Origin of the sequence: Aliidiomarina shirensis, assembly GCF_003987345.1 — a bacterium.
GTDB lineage: Bacteria > Pseudomonadota > Gammaproteobacteria > Enterobacterales > Alteromonadaceae > Aliidiomarina > Aliidiomarina shirensis.
In genome coordinates this window covers 645632-659639 of the sequence record NZ_PIPP01000001.1, presented here as the reverse complement: position 1 = coordinate 659639, position 14008 = coordinate 645632, and the positions used below count along the sequence as shown (strand labels likewise).

At 44.0% G+C, this 14008-nt stretch carries 18 protein-coding genes; all 18 read left to right on the top strand.

The genetic code is table 11. From position 1 onward, the window contains the following. Window positions 1-46 precede the first annotated feature (46 nt). Window positions 47-376 carry a hypothetical protein gene (locus CWE13_RS03085; protein ID WP_126805866.1) on the top strand — a complete coding sequence of 110 codons (330 nt, stop codon included), beginning with the start codon at window positions 47-49 and terminating at the stop codon, window positions 374-376. Between the two features lie 31 nt (window positions 377-407). Beyond that, window positions 408-830, top strand: coding sequence for a hypothetical protein (locus CWE13_RS03080; RefSeq protein WP_126805865.1), 423 nt, complete (start codon window positions 408-410; stop codon window positions 828-830). A gap of 142 nt (window positions 831-972) precedes the next feature. Then, the gene (locus CWE13_RS03075) at window positions 973-1590 is read left to right on the top strand and encodes a TrmH family RNA methyltransferase (protein ID WP_126805864.1); all 618 of its coding nucleotides are present in this window, start codon (window positions 973-975) and stop codon (window positions 1588-1590) included. A 22-nt stretch (window positions 1591-1612) separates the two neighbouring features. Then, on the top strand, window positions 1613-2233 hold the full coding sequence (locus tag CWE13_RS03070) for a hypothetical protein (RefSeq protein ID WP_126805863.1): 621 nt from the start codon (window positions 1613-1615) through the stop codon (window positions 2231-2233). Between the two features lie 117 nt (window positions 2234-2350). Next, window positions 2351-2749, top strand: coding sequence for a FosC2 family fosfomycin resistance glutathione transferase (locus CWE13_RS03065; protein ID WP_126805862.1), 399 nt, complete (start codon window positions 2351-2353; stop codon window positions 2747-2749). A gap of 94 nt (window positions 2750-2843) precedes the next feature. Continuing rightward, window positions 2844-3767 (top strand): hypothetical protein, encoded by a 924-nt coding sequence (locus tag CWE13_RS03060; RefSeq protein WP_126805861.1) that lies wholly within the window; start codon window positions 2844-2846, stop codon window positions 3765-3767. A gap of 24 nt (window positions 3768-3791) precedes the next feature. Next, window positions 3792-4211 carry a hypothetical protein gene (locus CWE13_RS03055; RefSeq protein WP_126805860.1) on the top strand — a complete coding sequence of 140 codons (420 nt, stop codon included), beginning with the start codon at window positions 3792-3794 and terminating at the stop codon, window positions 4209-4211. Between the two features lie 111 nt (window positions 4212-4322). After that, a complete protein-coding gene (locus CWE13_RS03050; protein ID WP_126805859.1) occupies window positions 4323-4622 on the top strand; it encodes a hypothetical protein in 300 nt (99 codons plus the stop codon). A gap of 93 nt (window positions 4623-4715) precedes the next feature. Then, window positions 4716-5318, top strand: a complete 603-nt coding sequence (locus CWE13_RS03045; RefSeq protein ID WP_126805858.1) for a hypothetical protein — start codon at window positions 4716-4718, stop codon at window positions 5316-5318. A gap of 22 nt (window positions 5319-5340) precedes the next feature. Continuing rightward, on the top strand, window positions 5341-5613 hold the full coding sequence (locus CWE13_RS03040) for a hypothetical protein (RefSeq protein ID WP_126805857.1): 273 nt from the start codon (window positions 5341-5343) through the stop codon (window positions 5611-5613). A 119-nt stretch (window positions 5614-5732) separates the two neighbouring features. After that, a complete protein-coding gene (locus tag CWE13_RS03035; RefSeq protein ID WP_126805856.1) occupies window positions 5733-6080 on the top strand; it encodes a hypothetical protein in 348 nt (115 codons plus the stop codon). A 113-nt stretch (window positions 6081-6193) separates the two neighbouring features. Then, complete coding sequence (locus CWE13_RS03030; protein WP_126805855.1) at window positions 6194-6568, top strand: hypothetical protein; 375 nt, start codon at window positions 6194-6196, stop codon at window positions 6566-6568. A 75-nt stretch (window positions 6569-6643) separates the two neighbouring features. Continuing rightward, on the top strand, window positions 6644-7150 hold the full coding sequence (locus tag CWE13_RS03025; RefSeq protein ID WP_126805854.1) for a hypothetical protein: 507 nt from the start codon (window positions 6644-6646) through the stop codon (window positions 7148-7150). A gap of 16 nt (window positions 7151-7166) precedes the next feature. Continuing rightward, window positions 7167-7589, top strand: coding sequence for a hypothetical protein (locus CWE13_RS03020; RefSeq protein ID WP_126805853.1), 423 nt, complete (start codon window positions 7167-7169; stop codon window positions 7587-7589). A 106-nt stretch (window positions 7590-7695) separates the two neighbouring features. After that, window positions 7696-8253 carry a type II secretion system protein GspG gene (locus CWE13_RS03015; protein ID WP_126805852.1) on the top strand — a complete coding sequence of 186 codons (558 nt, stop codon included), beginning with the start codon at window positions 7696-7698 and terminating at the stop codon, window positions 8251-8253. 107 nt (window positions 8254-8360) lie between these two features. Continuing rightward, window positions 8361-8795, top strand: a complete 435-nt coding sequence (locus CWE13_RS03010; protein WP_126805851.1) for a hypothetical protein — start codon at window positions 8361-8363, stop codon at window positions 8793-8795. Window positions 8796-8966: 171 nt separating this feature from the next. After that, on the top strand, window positions 8967-10328 hold the full coding sequence (locus CWE13_RS03005; protein WP_126805850.1) for a PIN-like domain-containing protein: 1362 nt from the start codon (window positions 8967-8969) through the stop codon (window positions 10326-10328). A gap of 117 nt (window positions 10329-10445) precedes the next feature. Continuing rightward, window positions 10446-13985: a hypothetical protein gene (locus tag CWE13_RS03000; protein WP_241973617.1), complete on the top strand. Its 3540-nt coding sequence runs from the start codon at window positions 10446-10448 to the stop codon at window positions 13983-13985. The last annotated feature ends 23 nt before the right edge of the window (window positions 13986-14008 follow it).

The window sequence follows — 14008 nt, the reverse complement described above, 5'->3', positions numbered from 1 at the left end:
TATGTTATCTGCGTAAAGTTGTTGTTTATACTCAAAAGGAATGTTCATGAAATTTTATCCATACTCGAATTTGAAATCAGAGAACTTAAAACCTCTACTATTCTCAAGCCGCTTGATTTGCTTATTAGCTTATCTCTTGTTTGCCGTTACCATTTTCTTAATTATTTCGATTCCATTTCTCGGCGGCGAAACGATAACACGAGATATGGGCGGCGCTACAATGTCGTTTAATACGCCCGATCGCAGCGGTGTGGCAATATTGGGAAGTATTTGGAGTGTAGTTGGGGCTCTCTCGCTTCTTGCTTTTAGTGGTTTATGTGCTGCCGTTGTATCGTTTGAATACAAGTACACAAAATCGGACGTTCAAGCAGATTAATGAACCAGAGCATTGTAGGTGCGGCTTTGATATGCGGCTAATTTTGTTGTTCGTCAGCTTAGTATTGCTCTCTGGCTGCGCGAACAGTTGGTATCTCGGCGAGTGGAAAGTAACTGATGTTGAGTTTCCAGCTGTGAGCGCGCTAGGCGCTGAAGAAGCACAAGAGTGGTTCGGTGAAGAAGCTATATATGCTGAATCGCTGTTTTCGTTTCGCGAAAATACATGTGAAGCACCTCAATATGCACCGCAAGAACTCAGTGAGGCTGATTTTCGAATCGCCTACCGCGCACCTTTTTCACAGTTAAATATTGATGGTGAAGCTACCGAGATTCTGCGTGTAAGCTGCGCAGAATTATCATCGTTTCCCGGAGTGACCTTAATAAAAGGCATGGAAGATATAGTGTATCTTCCGTGGGATGGCGCATTTTTTAAACTCGAACGAAGTGCTCGATAGGGTAGGTAGAGATATAAAGGTTTTGCTTTCCCAGATTGTTGGCAGCGCGTAGCCACGCAATCGAATTTCGGCACTGAGCATTTCCATAAAAGGGCTTCTATCCTTAGCATCGTTCCTTTATCTATCAATGTTTGGAAACTTTATGGAAGAGCTGAAAAGCGACATACGCAAACGGGCTGATGAAATAAAGCCATATCGTTGCAAGAATTTGATAGCGGTACTTGAGTACCCAATGGACATAAAGAACATTGGAACAGTGATCCGTAATGTTAATGCCTTAGGTGTTGAAAAGACGTATATCGTAGACCCACGAAACGCTCTTCCTGAAGGTTGGGAGGAGATGAGAGAAAGGAAATCTTTGTTTAAGACATCCGTTTCTGCCATCAATTGGAGTTTTGTAAAGAGGTTTGATAGCACTGAGCTGTGCTTGGAACACCTAGCTAAAAATAGGTTTACATCCGTGGTCACCTCGCCTCATGTAAAAGGCAAAGAGAATTTTGTTCTTCACGAAGCTGACTATACGCATCCCAAACTAGCCGTATGGTTCGGGAACGAATCCAGAGGAATCAGTGATTTGGCGGTTGAAAACAGTGCTTTTTGCGTCTCGATACCGATGTTTGGAATGATTGAAAGCCTCAATCTTGGAACAACAACAGGCATAGTTCTGTACGAAATCACTAAGCAGCGTCGCGAATATCAAGAGAAATACAAGCGAGCTAACCGAGGACCTAACAAAGCGTTGCACCGGACAAGCCGGTGAACGCGGCGTTAGGCTAAAAAATATGACAGACTCATCGAAAAAACGCGATTTACTAATTCAGGCGAGCATTGAAGCAATTCCCTATATTGGCGGCCCTTTGTCAACAATGTACTTCGGGGCAAAACAAGAAAAACGATTTGAAAGGTTGGAGTCATTTTATACAGAAATAAAAGAGGAAATAGAAAGATTGAAAGATGTTGACCTCTGTATAGACGGACAAAACACGGATGAATTAGTGAGCCTTATCGAAGACCTTAATGAAAAAGTTGAGCAAGAGAGCAGAGAACAAAAAATCACTTATCTCAAAAACTTCCTCATAAGTACATTGCAAAACACGTTAACTGGTGATTTTGATCAAAGAAAACATTATCTAGATACCTTGTCATCAATGTCAGTGCTTGAATGTGAAATATTGGCATGCCTTTTCAATCAAGAGCAACCTGTGCAAATAAGGCAAATTAGCAAGCCTGGCGTTAGCCAATATGTCGTATACAGTGCTATAAGCAAAATACGATCTTGTGGCTATCTTGCATCAAGGAGAGGTAGCTATCAAATGAATGGTCAGCAAGATGAATATTTAGATGATCTGGTTTTTTTATCAGATTTTGGCAAAGAGTTTTGTCAGTATGTCAAAATCGCCTAACAAGTGGCTCCTGCGGATTGGTTATAGTTGGCACCTTTTCGGCATCGCTGCGCTGGCCAAAAGTCGCCAGCTGTAACCAACCGCAGAGCCATGCGTTATGTTCGCTGAGGAGAGTCAGTGTTACGAGGAATAAATCATATTACTATTGCAGTAAGTGACCTTGAACGGTCCTTGGAGTTCTATACGCGTATACTAGGAATGAAGGCACATGTCCGCTGGGATAGTGGGGCATATCTGAGCTTGGGGGCTACATGGATTTGCTTGTCTTGTGACGAAGTGCATCCGAGCCAAGATTACTGTCACATCGCGTTTGATGTTTCCGAAGAGAATTTCGAACCAGTTACTAAAAAGCTTCGCGAAGCACATGTCGTTGAATGGAAACAAAATAGAAGCGAAGGACTTTCTTTATACTTGCTCGATCCTGACGGCCATAAATTGGAAATCCATAGCGGTAGCCTACAAAGTCGTTTGGAATCGTTAAAGTCTAAACCCTATCAAGGGTTAGTATGGCTATAAGCAAACATAACAAGTCAATTAACTGCGCGCGTGCGGCGCCGGACGTGCGAGCGCACGCCGGTTATTTCGGGCGTTAAATTTCTCGTATTATTATATGGAAAGTAGTTCGTTAGTTGGAAGCTTAACTAATGCAGTAAGGGAGCACTCTAGGGCGTTTGGCATTACCGGCGCAGTTATTGGTGCAATACTGGTAATTTATTACTGTGGCAGTATCAACTTTTACCCATCAGGCATGACCGTAGCCGACACACTCTTCTTTTTATGGGTTGTTGTGGTATTTGGCTTCTATTATTCAGTCGTCGCGTTTGCTTTTTTTATTGCCAGTATTTTTTGGGTCGCAGTTTTTGCCAAACCCATAAACTTTATTCTGAAATTAACAAAGAATAAGGTTGATATCGTTGTTCCGTTACCAAAATCCGATTGGCTCATGGTTTTTGGGGGAGGCTCTATCGCCAACCTTTTTATCTTGGGCACTAGCTATTCTGAGGGGCATCCCCTCCTAGCGATATTTGGAGCACTATTTCTGATTGGCTTTCTTTATACGCTAATCGAAAACGTATCAAAGCGCAGCAGCACGAATGACAAGCTATTAGACTCCAATGGGAAGCCAATAAATACAAGCCCTATCAGTCCTCGGATAGTAAAAAATGTTTTTTACGTACTTATATACATCTCCCCATTATTATTTGGTCAGGTGGGTGGTGGTGTAACACGAACAACATTTGAAACCATGGGGGTGAGGCAAGAGGGCATTACGCTGCACGTAGAAGCGAAAGAATATAAAGCTATACTGGAGAGTTATAAAAGTGAAGGCTTGATCTCTGATTTGGTCTGTAATGAATTATGTAGTATTCAAGAAGCTAATATATTGTTCACAAATATTGGGACAAACACCAAGCTCAAACTAAGCGGAAGTGATGGCGATTTACTGCTTGTGTTACCAACTAATGCCATAAAATTAATAGCACAACCCAACTTTAACAAGTCAATCCAACCGACCGCTGACGCGGCTGATTGAAGCGTTAGATACTCAAGGATAGACATGGTCGTATACAACCCAATTTGGATTCAATTCATTTTATACGTCGCAATCGTGAGCTTTCCTTGCTTGTCAGGCTATATGTTTTATTTAGCTTATGAAGCATTACCTAAGTCCGGGCTTAGTGGGGCGGGAATTTTTATTTTCCTTGGCGCGGGTGTAGCGTATATCTCTTATATCGGGTTGCTTTTAGCAAAGTTTGTTCCTGCGAAAGTTGTGTTTGATGATTCACAGTTTACAGTGGAAATTAAAGGTACTAAAAATTCGTATGCTTGGTCAGATATTGCCGAAGTAAAAAACTATGAAATTTCGCAAATACTGAAATTAGTAGATTCTAGTGGGGTAACAATTTACGTTGTAGACCATATGACTCCGGGTTATAAATCTTTCGCAGAAAAAGTAAGTGAATCAGTTGGTATCTAACAATTTGCTTAATTTCGTTCCGGCCACAAATGGCGTGGCCTCTAAGGGGCTGCCTACGCTACGCTGCGGCAGCCCCTTAGCAACGCGTTAGTTTTATAAGTGAATTAGGCTATGGAAAAATCAATCATCTACAGTCGTAATGTTGTTTTTCACGCAGCTGTAGCTTGCTATTCAAATATGATGTGGATTTATTCTGTTGTTGGAGCGCCATCCATATACTTTGGGCTAAATGGCAGTGTTTTCACAAAAGTTGCCTTCTTTTTTTGCGGATCGTTGATACTTTGGCTGCCTCTTTTCTTAGCTTGTATTTTCTTTCATGGTCGCTCACTGAAATCAAATGGCGACATAGATAGCTTCAACGCTTTAACTGACAAGGAGAAGGGGCTGGCCATTGGTGAATATATCTCCTAGTTCAGACCCGAAACTAACAAGGCAAGTCAGCATCGCACCTGTGGTGCTGGACTCGCTACCGCTCGCCGCTGCTTGCGGCGTTATGTAACTCCTATGGATGATCGAGATCAGATGTTCAAATGGATGATGGAAACGAACTTGAGCCTAACCGCTCAATTTCACAACCACGTCAATGTAATCCTTGGTGAAATAGATTCGGTGGAGGAACTGGAAAAAACGGATAAGGCTTATTGGAAGCAAAATTATGAGAATCATTTCCCCAAGAAGCTCAGAGAAATGACCTTTCTCTTGATGTTTGGGCACCTAGAAGAAATGCTCTTTCTGCTTTCACAATCATTCAACCCCCATAAAGTGGAGCTCGGCAAAGGAATGGGCATATCAAAGTTTAAGCCCTACATTCAATCTTTGCTCAAAGAAGACCTTGCCTCCTCAACCGATTACCAAACGATTACGGACGCACAGCTCGTCAGGAACTCATTAATGCATATTGCGGGTCGTGTTTCGTTGTCGAAAAATCGATCTGATCTTGAAAGATTGGTTCGAGCATTTCCTGCTTCGTACAAAGTAGAAAACGATAGAATTATCGTAACAGTCGCAGGGCTTAAGGTATTCCAAACGTCCGTCCGTGGTTTAACAAACACGTTACTTAGCAAGTCAAGTCAGCAGGACGCCAGCAAAGCTGGCGCCTCTGCTTGAAGCGTTATACTTTCAGGTAAGTATGGAAACAATTGAAATTATTTTTGGCACTTTATTAATTCTCTTTTTGAGCTTTTGTGGTGTGTTTGCTCCGATGCTGATGCCATTGTTTGTAAAAGAAGAATTTAAAGGTAAATTTCCTCGGTACATGGATGCCATTCAACCACCGTACGTTTACCAATCAAAGTGGTTTAAGCCTATAGGCGTAATACTGCAAAGGTTGGCGCTTTTAGTTTGGATACCCGCATTAACGTACGGTTTGTTTTTGGCATTTACCGGGCAGTTGAAAATGTAACAAGCCACTCAAGGCTCTCTCTTCGCTCGCTGGGACGCTAACATATGGGCTGCGTCACTTTGTTCCTAACTTTAGCCCATGTGTTATCGCCCCTTAGTGGGGAGTTATGCGTGAAATAGATGAATAGAGTAGAAGAATTTAGATTAAAGCATCCAGAATACTTTCCTACTTTAAAGAGGGAAGGCAGTTACCTGTTAATCGCGGCACTGATAACGGGTGTTTCAGTAATGTTAGATTATTCATCCTTTGGGACTGGTGTGTCTTGGTTTCAACGTTCTGGCTCGATACTTGTAATTTTAGGTGTACTTTGTGAAGGGAAGTATATAGCCAAAATAATTCAGGAAGATTACGTCACCATGGGTACTGTGTCTTTACAGCAAAAGCTAGCAATGCACTCTGGCTTAGCCATTGCACTAATTGGAACTTTAATTTGGGGCTACGGTGATTTCATCAGCAATCATGCATAACCAAGCGTACCAGTTTGACGTTGCAAGCGGCGGCAAGATGCTCGCAAGCTTGCGCCTATGTACGCGGCGTTATACGGCATTCGAAGTCTGGATGCACATGCCCTGGGGTCAAGATGAATAGCGCTATTTTAAAGAGATTATTAGTCCTGATTGGGATGCTAGCTTTGTCAGTGGTGTTATTTCCACTCTTGGCGTTCGCTATACCGGTTTTTAGTAATTTTTTATTTTTTTGGCCGCAATGTCTGCTGCTACCGTATGGCTTTGTGAATATAGATATCGGAGCTTCACAGGCGTTCTTTGTGGACAGCGCTATTTTCGGTGCAATTCTATTTTGGTTTGTTTTCGCGGCAGTATTTGGCTACGTGCTTAGAGATAAACGGATAAGATATGTGGCTATATTGTCCTATCCGCTAGCGTTTGCGGTCATGTTTATTTTTTACGGAATTTTGCTTATTTTCGGCTATTCCGTGTATCTGGAGGGGCTGTGACAGTGACTCGACCGTATAACAAAAAATTCAAAACAGACACCTACGGCGCAGTTTAATAAAAGCGTTAGAAGAACTATGAAATATTTAATGATGATCCCAATGCTTGGATTGGGTTTAATACAAGTTATAACTTGGTTTGGAATTTTACCTCCTACATATTTAACTATTTCATTGTCTGTCGCATGTATAGTTGTTTTTCTTGTTGGGCTAATTTCTGTAAAAAGGTACGCCGGTCGCACTGGTGCGAGTTTCGGGGAAGAAATTCTCGGAAATTTGAACCTCAAGCCCTTTTTGTGTGGCTTAATTCTATTGGCATATTTCTTTTTTAATTTTTTCTATAGTGTATCAATGGGTGGGAACACGAAGGTTGAGAATGGTAAGTATTTCGCCTTGAGAGAGCGGCCTAAAGAGTTTTACGAAATTAGTGAGTTGGAATACAACGAAAGGCAACCTCATCAAGTACGCGCTCTAACTGGTCACACTCTACTTGTTGGTGTGGTTGGCTTTGTTATGTTTTGTGCAAGCCGTTCTTCTAACAAGTCAAGCAAGAAGGACGCGCAAAATACGCGCGCCTCTTCTTGAAGCGTTAGGCATTTCCATGAACAAAAAGATTAGTTTAGATAGCAAATACCTTGTTGAAATTCGTCTTGGGGAAAACCATGAGAAGGTTCATGCTGCTTGGCAAGACGATACTAATGAAGGTTTTCTGATTTGTTATGACATTAATTTAGTATTTGATGATCAAACGATATTCCAAGTCAAACCATGTGAAGTGGAGATTATTGGTCGGTATCCTGGGATGGCGTTATCACTTGAAAAAATTGAGTCAGTGAATTGTCAGTCGTCGTTCAATACTTTGCGTCTTCCGATGAAAGTTGAGGAAGTGATTCAAAATGATTACTTGGGAGAGGGGGCTGTAAATGAAATTACCCTCGGCCTAGTGAACAAAAGCAGAATTATAATCAGGCATGTTTTTCCCCCCATGACAATGGGGGTAAAACTGGAGCAAAAAAATGCCTAACAAACCGCTTAAATTCGTTCCGGCCACTAAAAGCGTGGCCTCCACCGGACTCGCTAACGCTCGCCGTTTAGCGGGGCGTTATAAACCAGAAGAAGTGTAGGTGTGTATGGAAAATGAACAGGGAAATGCAAAGGAAGCTGGATGTCTGGGCTACGTTATTGGTGGGATGTCATTCATTCCGCTAATTGGTGTTTTATTCGGAATCATAGCCATTATTTGGGGCTTTGCTATAAAGCACACAAAATTAAAAATAGTTGGTGTATGCGGCATTGGATTTACAGTGATTCTTTATAGTGCGCTAGGGTACTTTGGCTTTGTACAAGAGGGAGGTATTTATGACGAGTTGCGTGGTGAATTTGCTAAAACTCAGCTAAATAGTGCTGTACAAGCCATTGAGTTTTACAAAGTACAGAATGGTCATTACCCAGAATCATTAGAAATCTTGCAAAAATCTCTACCAGAGAACTCTATGGTTTTCCTTCTTGATGCAGCTCAAGTAAACACAGGAGGCAAACTTTACTATTACGAGTTAATTGATGAGGGTTCATACCATATTCGCTCCTATGGTCGGGATGGCGTAATCAATACTGCAGATGATATTTTGCCCTCACCTATCAAGAATGTAGGGTTAGTTGCTGATTATCAGGTGCCAAGTGGTTCATAACAAGTTGCTTAATTTCGTTCCGGCCACACACAACGTGGCCTCCACTGGACTGCCTGCGCTACGGCAGCCGATTAGCAAAGCGTTAGGGTTCAATCGAGTTGGGAGCCATGAAAAGTTTCGGTCCACCTGAAAAGGTTTACGTAGAAAATGAGTGGTATGACGGTCCTCGATTGGGGGTTGCAGATGTGAATGGTGTTCCTCATCGTTTTAAATCTCTGTTTGACGAAGAAGAAGACGAATACCTCAGCACGTATCTTGTTTGGCCGATAGAAGATCAATATCTTGAGCTAGAAATAGAGCAATGGAATATATTTGTTAAGTGGAATTCGATGTATGAGTCAGGAACAGTGGGTGCAGATTCACATCCTGGTCATGGTGGTATCGACAAGAGATATGATGAAATCCAGAGCTATCTAATGGCGAGTCGGGATACATTGCCACCTACCGCTAAGCGAGCAAAGGCGAAGTTTGAACACAATGATACCGTAACCCGCTATAGCTCCAGCGGTCCTGGATATTCGTTGCGGTGGCGGCTTTTATGAATCACATTGGTCAGCGCCCTAACAATCCAATCCACGCGGAGCCAGCTACGTTGCGCAATTTTGTGGTGTCGCTGCGCTCCTTTTTACCACAAAATTGCTCCACTGCGCCGGCCCGGTGATTTGGGGCGTTAGGCTATTAAAATAGTTAACATCAATTTTTAAGGATATTTTGTGTCAAAATTCAACTTATTAGGAGAGGTGTTCCCTGATGCAAAGAGCATCTTCGCTAAGGAGAGCTCAAGCTTAGAAAACTCACTAAAAAACGGCATTATTGTATTAGACACAAACACTTTATTATTCCCATTTAATGTCAACAAACAAAAGCTTGATGAGATAGTATCCGCGTATAGAAAGCTGGCTGAAGAAAATAGACTTTATGTCCCTAGTCATGCGTCAAGAGAGTTCGCAAAAAATAGAGCCGTCAGGCTGGGAGATATTTACTCTAGTGTAAGTAAAATGTCCGGCTCTCAGCGAGATTTAAAAAGATATCCAATTTTGTCAGATATTGCTGAGTATCAAGAGCTTGTTGAATTACAAAAGTCTGTCTTTGAGAAAGAAAAACAGATTAAAGATAAAGTAAAATCTGTCCTAAATGTTATATCAAATTTTGAGAGAAGTGATCCAGTTAGCATGGCTTACTCGGAAATATTCAATGAAGATGTTATATATGATCATTCTATAGGTGACACTGATCTAGAGAAGAGTTTCAAGTTTAGACTGGATAATAGACTCCCGCCTGGCTACAAAGATGGAAACAAACCACTTAACGCTGAAGGTGATTTAATTATTTGGCATACGATCCTAGAAATAGGTCAAGAGTTTAAAAATGATTTGGTTTTTATATCATCAGACGGAAAGCCTGATTGGCAAAATAACGTTGATAAAAAACCATTCCAACCTAGGTATGAATTAATAGATGAATACCGGAGAGCATCAGGCGGAAAGTCATTTCATATAGCACCACTTTCTCAATTACTTGAGATATTAGATACGCCTGAGGAGACTGTACAACGAGTTGAGTGGTTAGAGCACTTTAGACCAGAAAAAGCGTTCCATGAACACCCATATAAAACGAACTCTATAGATTCGACTATACAGGAAATGAAGGACTGGTTTCTTTCTAACTATGAGCCACCTGAAAATAGTTTGCCGTATGAATCCAGAGAAGGCGGTTATTTCTATATATGGGGAGGTCCATATGAACTTGAGGAAGTCATGTTTGACGAGTACGGAACTGATGTCTCTGAGCACGTTATTAGACTATGCATTGAAGAGATTGAAGATGAGTATGGAGTGGTAGAGTGGTCGGGAGTTCCACAAAATGACAGTATTTGGGTATCCATACATCCTGACTATGAAACTTGTAACGATATTGGTTCATCTGGCATGTTTCAAGTAGTGGGTATTAACGACGACAACGGTAATGATCTTTCTCAGTACATTGATACCGGTCAACATTACAGCAGCTTGAAAGAAGTTCTAAAAGATCTAACTAAAGCATTGGGGATCACTGTAGATGGAGAGTTGGTATAGCCTAACAAATCAATCAACTTCGTGCCTGCGGACCGCTAAAAGCGTGGCTTCGCCACAACGCGGTCGGTTATTGAGGCGTTAGGCATCCAAGTTACCTATGAGGAGCGGCCATAGATCGTGAAGAAGAAAAATCTAAGCAATCCCTTTTCTACAGGCGGTGGCGGTGTTCATTTTGAAGCGCACGTCCAGGCGTCTTTTGTTGCGCTGATGCTCACTGGCGGTCACGCCCCGTGTATTCCCTGCTGGCCAATTGTGGAAATCAAACTTCAGGGCAAGATCGACGGCTTTAATACAGACGACCTCGTTGTTGTTGTAGAAAACTTGAACAGCAATGAAAGGCGGAAACTCCTCGGGCAGATCAAGCATTCCATTGCCATCACTCAGGGCAGCACCGTGTTTGGGGAGGTGATGCAGGCCGCCTGGAATGATTTCAAAAATCCTAAGGTGTTTTCTAGGGATAAAGATATTATTGCCCTGATCACAGGGCCGCTCAGCATGACCGATGCACACAATGTGCAATGGTTGCTGAACCAGGCGAGACACACCAAAGACGTTGATGAGTTTTTCAGAAACGTCCAGCAGGCAAATTTCAGCCCACCCAAGAGTGCCGAGAAACTGGAGGTCATTCAGCATCACCTGAAGGCAGCAAATGGCGGCAACGATGTTTCACGGGACGAATTCTATGACTTTCTGAACCACTTTCATCTACTCGGCTACGATCTTGGTAACGAGTTCGGTGTTGTCCTGTCTCTGTTGCATTCCCACATTTCTCAATTCCAGCAGCAGTCTCCGCAGTGGGTCTGGTCACGGGCTGTCGATATCGTACAAACCTGGAATCAGGATGCCGGAACCATCACGCTTAGCAAGATTCCAGACGATCTTTTGGATGCCTTTAAACAAAAGGTTGTGACGGAGATGCCTGAGGAATTTAAGGCGGGAAAGGAGAAATCTAAAACCGATTGGTCCAAGCACCCGGACGCCACCTATTTGGCCCTAGCGGTCCTGATTGGGAGCTGGAACGAAAAAAGTGAATGTGACCTTGAGGCGATAACCCAACTGCTTGGCATCAGTTACGACGAATGGTTGAAGAAGGCACGGGAAATATTACATTGTCCTGACAGCCCGTTGTCTCTCAGAAACGGCATCTGGAAAGTTACTAATCGAGCCGAGCTTTGGAGTCTGCTAGGATCGCGCATCCTTGATCAGAACCTCGACACGTTCAAGTCTCTTGCTATTTCCGTACTGAAGGAGCTAGACCCCACATTTGAACTGCCCGCTGAAGAGCGATACGCGGCGAGCATTCATGGCAAGACTATGAAATGTTCACACGTGTTGCGAAAAGGCATTGCTGAGGGGTTGGCTATTCTGGGCAGCCAACAGGAGGCGTGCGATAACTGCTCGCAAGGGCAAGCTGAAGCAACCTGCGTATTGGTGATAGGTGAACTCCTGACTGATGCTGACTGGGTTTTGTGGGGTAGCCTGAATGGTTTGCTGCCCATTCTGGCCGAAGCTGACCCGGGTGAACTTTTGGATGTGGTCGAAAAGGCAATGCGTCTGACGCCCTGTCCTTTTGATGAGCTTTTTTCTCAGGAAGGCAGCGGCATCACTGGCGGTAATTATTTAACCGGCCTGCTCTGGGCATTGGAAGGACTGGCTTGGGATGAGCAATACCTAGTTCGCGTCTGTGTTGCGCTTAGTGAACTTGCCAGCCATGACCCTGGCGGCCAGTGGGCTAATCGCCCAGAAAATTCTCTTGCAACCATTTTGCTACCCTGGCTTCCGCAAACACTGGCATCTGTTGACAAGCGCAAGGTGGCGGTGCGTGCGATCCTGCGAGAATGGCCGGATATCGCTTGGAATCTGATCATTCAGCTTCTGCCCGGACAACACCAGACCTCTTCTGGATCGCACAAACCAACCTGGCGAAAGATCATCCCTAATGATTGGGAAAAAGGTGTCACACACGAGGAATACTGGCAGCAGGTATCTTTTTACGCGGAACTTGCGGTGACTGCCGCTGGTCAAGATACCGGTCGGCTTTCCGCATTGATCGATCATTTTGATAACCTGCCTGAACCTGCTTTTGATCGACTGCTCCAGGTTCTTGCCTCCAAACCCATTTCAAAACTCCCCGAAGAGCAACGACTTTCGATTTGGGACCATCTTACGAAATTTACAAGTAAACACCGACGGTTCTCCGATGCGAAATGGGCAATGCCCGACGAACTGATTACCAGAATTGAACACGTTGCCGAGCAACTCGCCCCCACCAACCCTTTCAATTTATATCAGCATCTTTTTACAGGTCGTGACTTTGACCTCTACGAAGAGAACGGCGATTGGGAGGAGCAACGAAAGAAACTCGTTACGCGGCGTGAAACGGCTGTTTTAGAAATCTTTCATCAAGATGGTGTTGATGGTGTGATCCGATTTGCTGAATCGGTTTCCTCGTCCGGACAGGTAGGGCAAGCGCTAGGGGTTATTGTCGATTCAGTCGTTGAGCGCACCCTTTTGCCTTCCTTTCTAGACTCACCGGACAACAAACGCAAGGCCTTGGTGAGCGGTTTTATCTGGAGACGTTATCATCTCAAAGGCTGGGAGTGGTGCGACGATCTCGATAAATCTGGTTGGACGCCCGAGCAAATAGGACAATTTCTGGCTTATGTACCATTTACCAAAGAAACATGGGAACGTGCCTCTGAATGGCTTCAGGCGCAAGAGTATGAATACTGGATCCGCACCGGCGCGAATGCCTATCAGGCCGATGGTGACCTTGCCGATGCGATTGAGAGACTGATTGAATATGGCAGACCACATGCGGCAATCGACTGTCTGGACAGGATGCGCCATGCCAAGCGGCCTATCGATAGTAGCCAATGTGTTCGAGCGTTGCTTGCAGCACCGTCCTCCAGTGAGCCTAGCTACGTCATGGACGGTTACCACATCGTCGAATTGATCAAGTATCTTCAGGCAGAACCTTCGGTTAACGAGGACGATCTCTTTAGGGTTGAGTGGGCATATGTTCCTATGCTCGTCCGTGATAAAGACGCCGCTCCCCAACTCCTTGAAAGCCGATTGGCCAATGACCCCGAGTTCTTTTGCGAAATAATTCGACTTATCTACCGATCCAAGAAAGAGGAGCAGCCGCCAAGAGAACTAGCCGAGGAATCAAAAACAATTGCAACAAATGCCTGGCGGCTATTGCATGAGTGGAAGACACCGCCTGGAACACAACAAGATGAAACATTCAGCGAAGAGCGCTTTACTGAATGGCTCCAAAGGGTAAAGGAAGCCTGTACGGAGTCCGGCCACCTGGAAGTTGCACTCATCAATATTGGCGAAGTATTGATTCATACCCCACCCGATCCAGACGGCTTATGGATACGCCGCGTGGTCGCGGCCGCACTGAATGACCGTGAAGCTGATGACATGCGAGACGGTTACAGCACGGGGACATACAACTCGCGCGGAGTTCACTGGGTTGACCCAACTGGAAAACCGGAGCGAGAATTGGCTGACCAGTTCCGAAACAAAGCCGAGGATATAGAGAACGCAGGTTTTCAGCGATTTGCCGTTACCTTGCGAGTTTTGGCGGACGGCTATGACCGAGAGGCAAAACGAATAATTGACAATCATAAAGACCCGGATGATGACTAATGGCAATGCCTAACAAGGCTGTA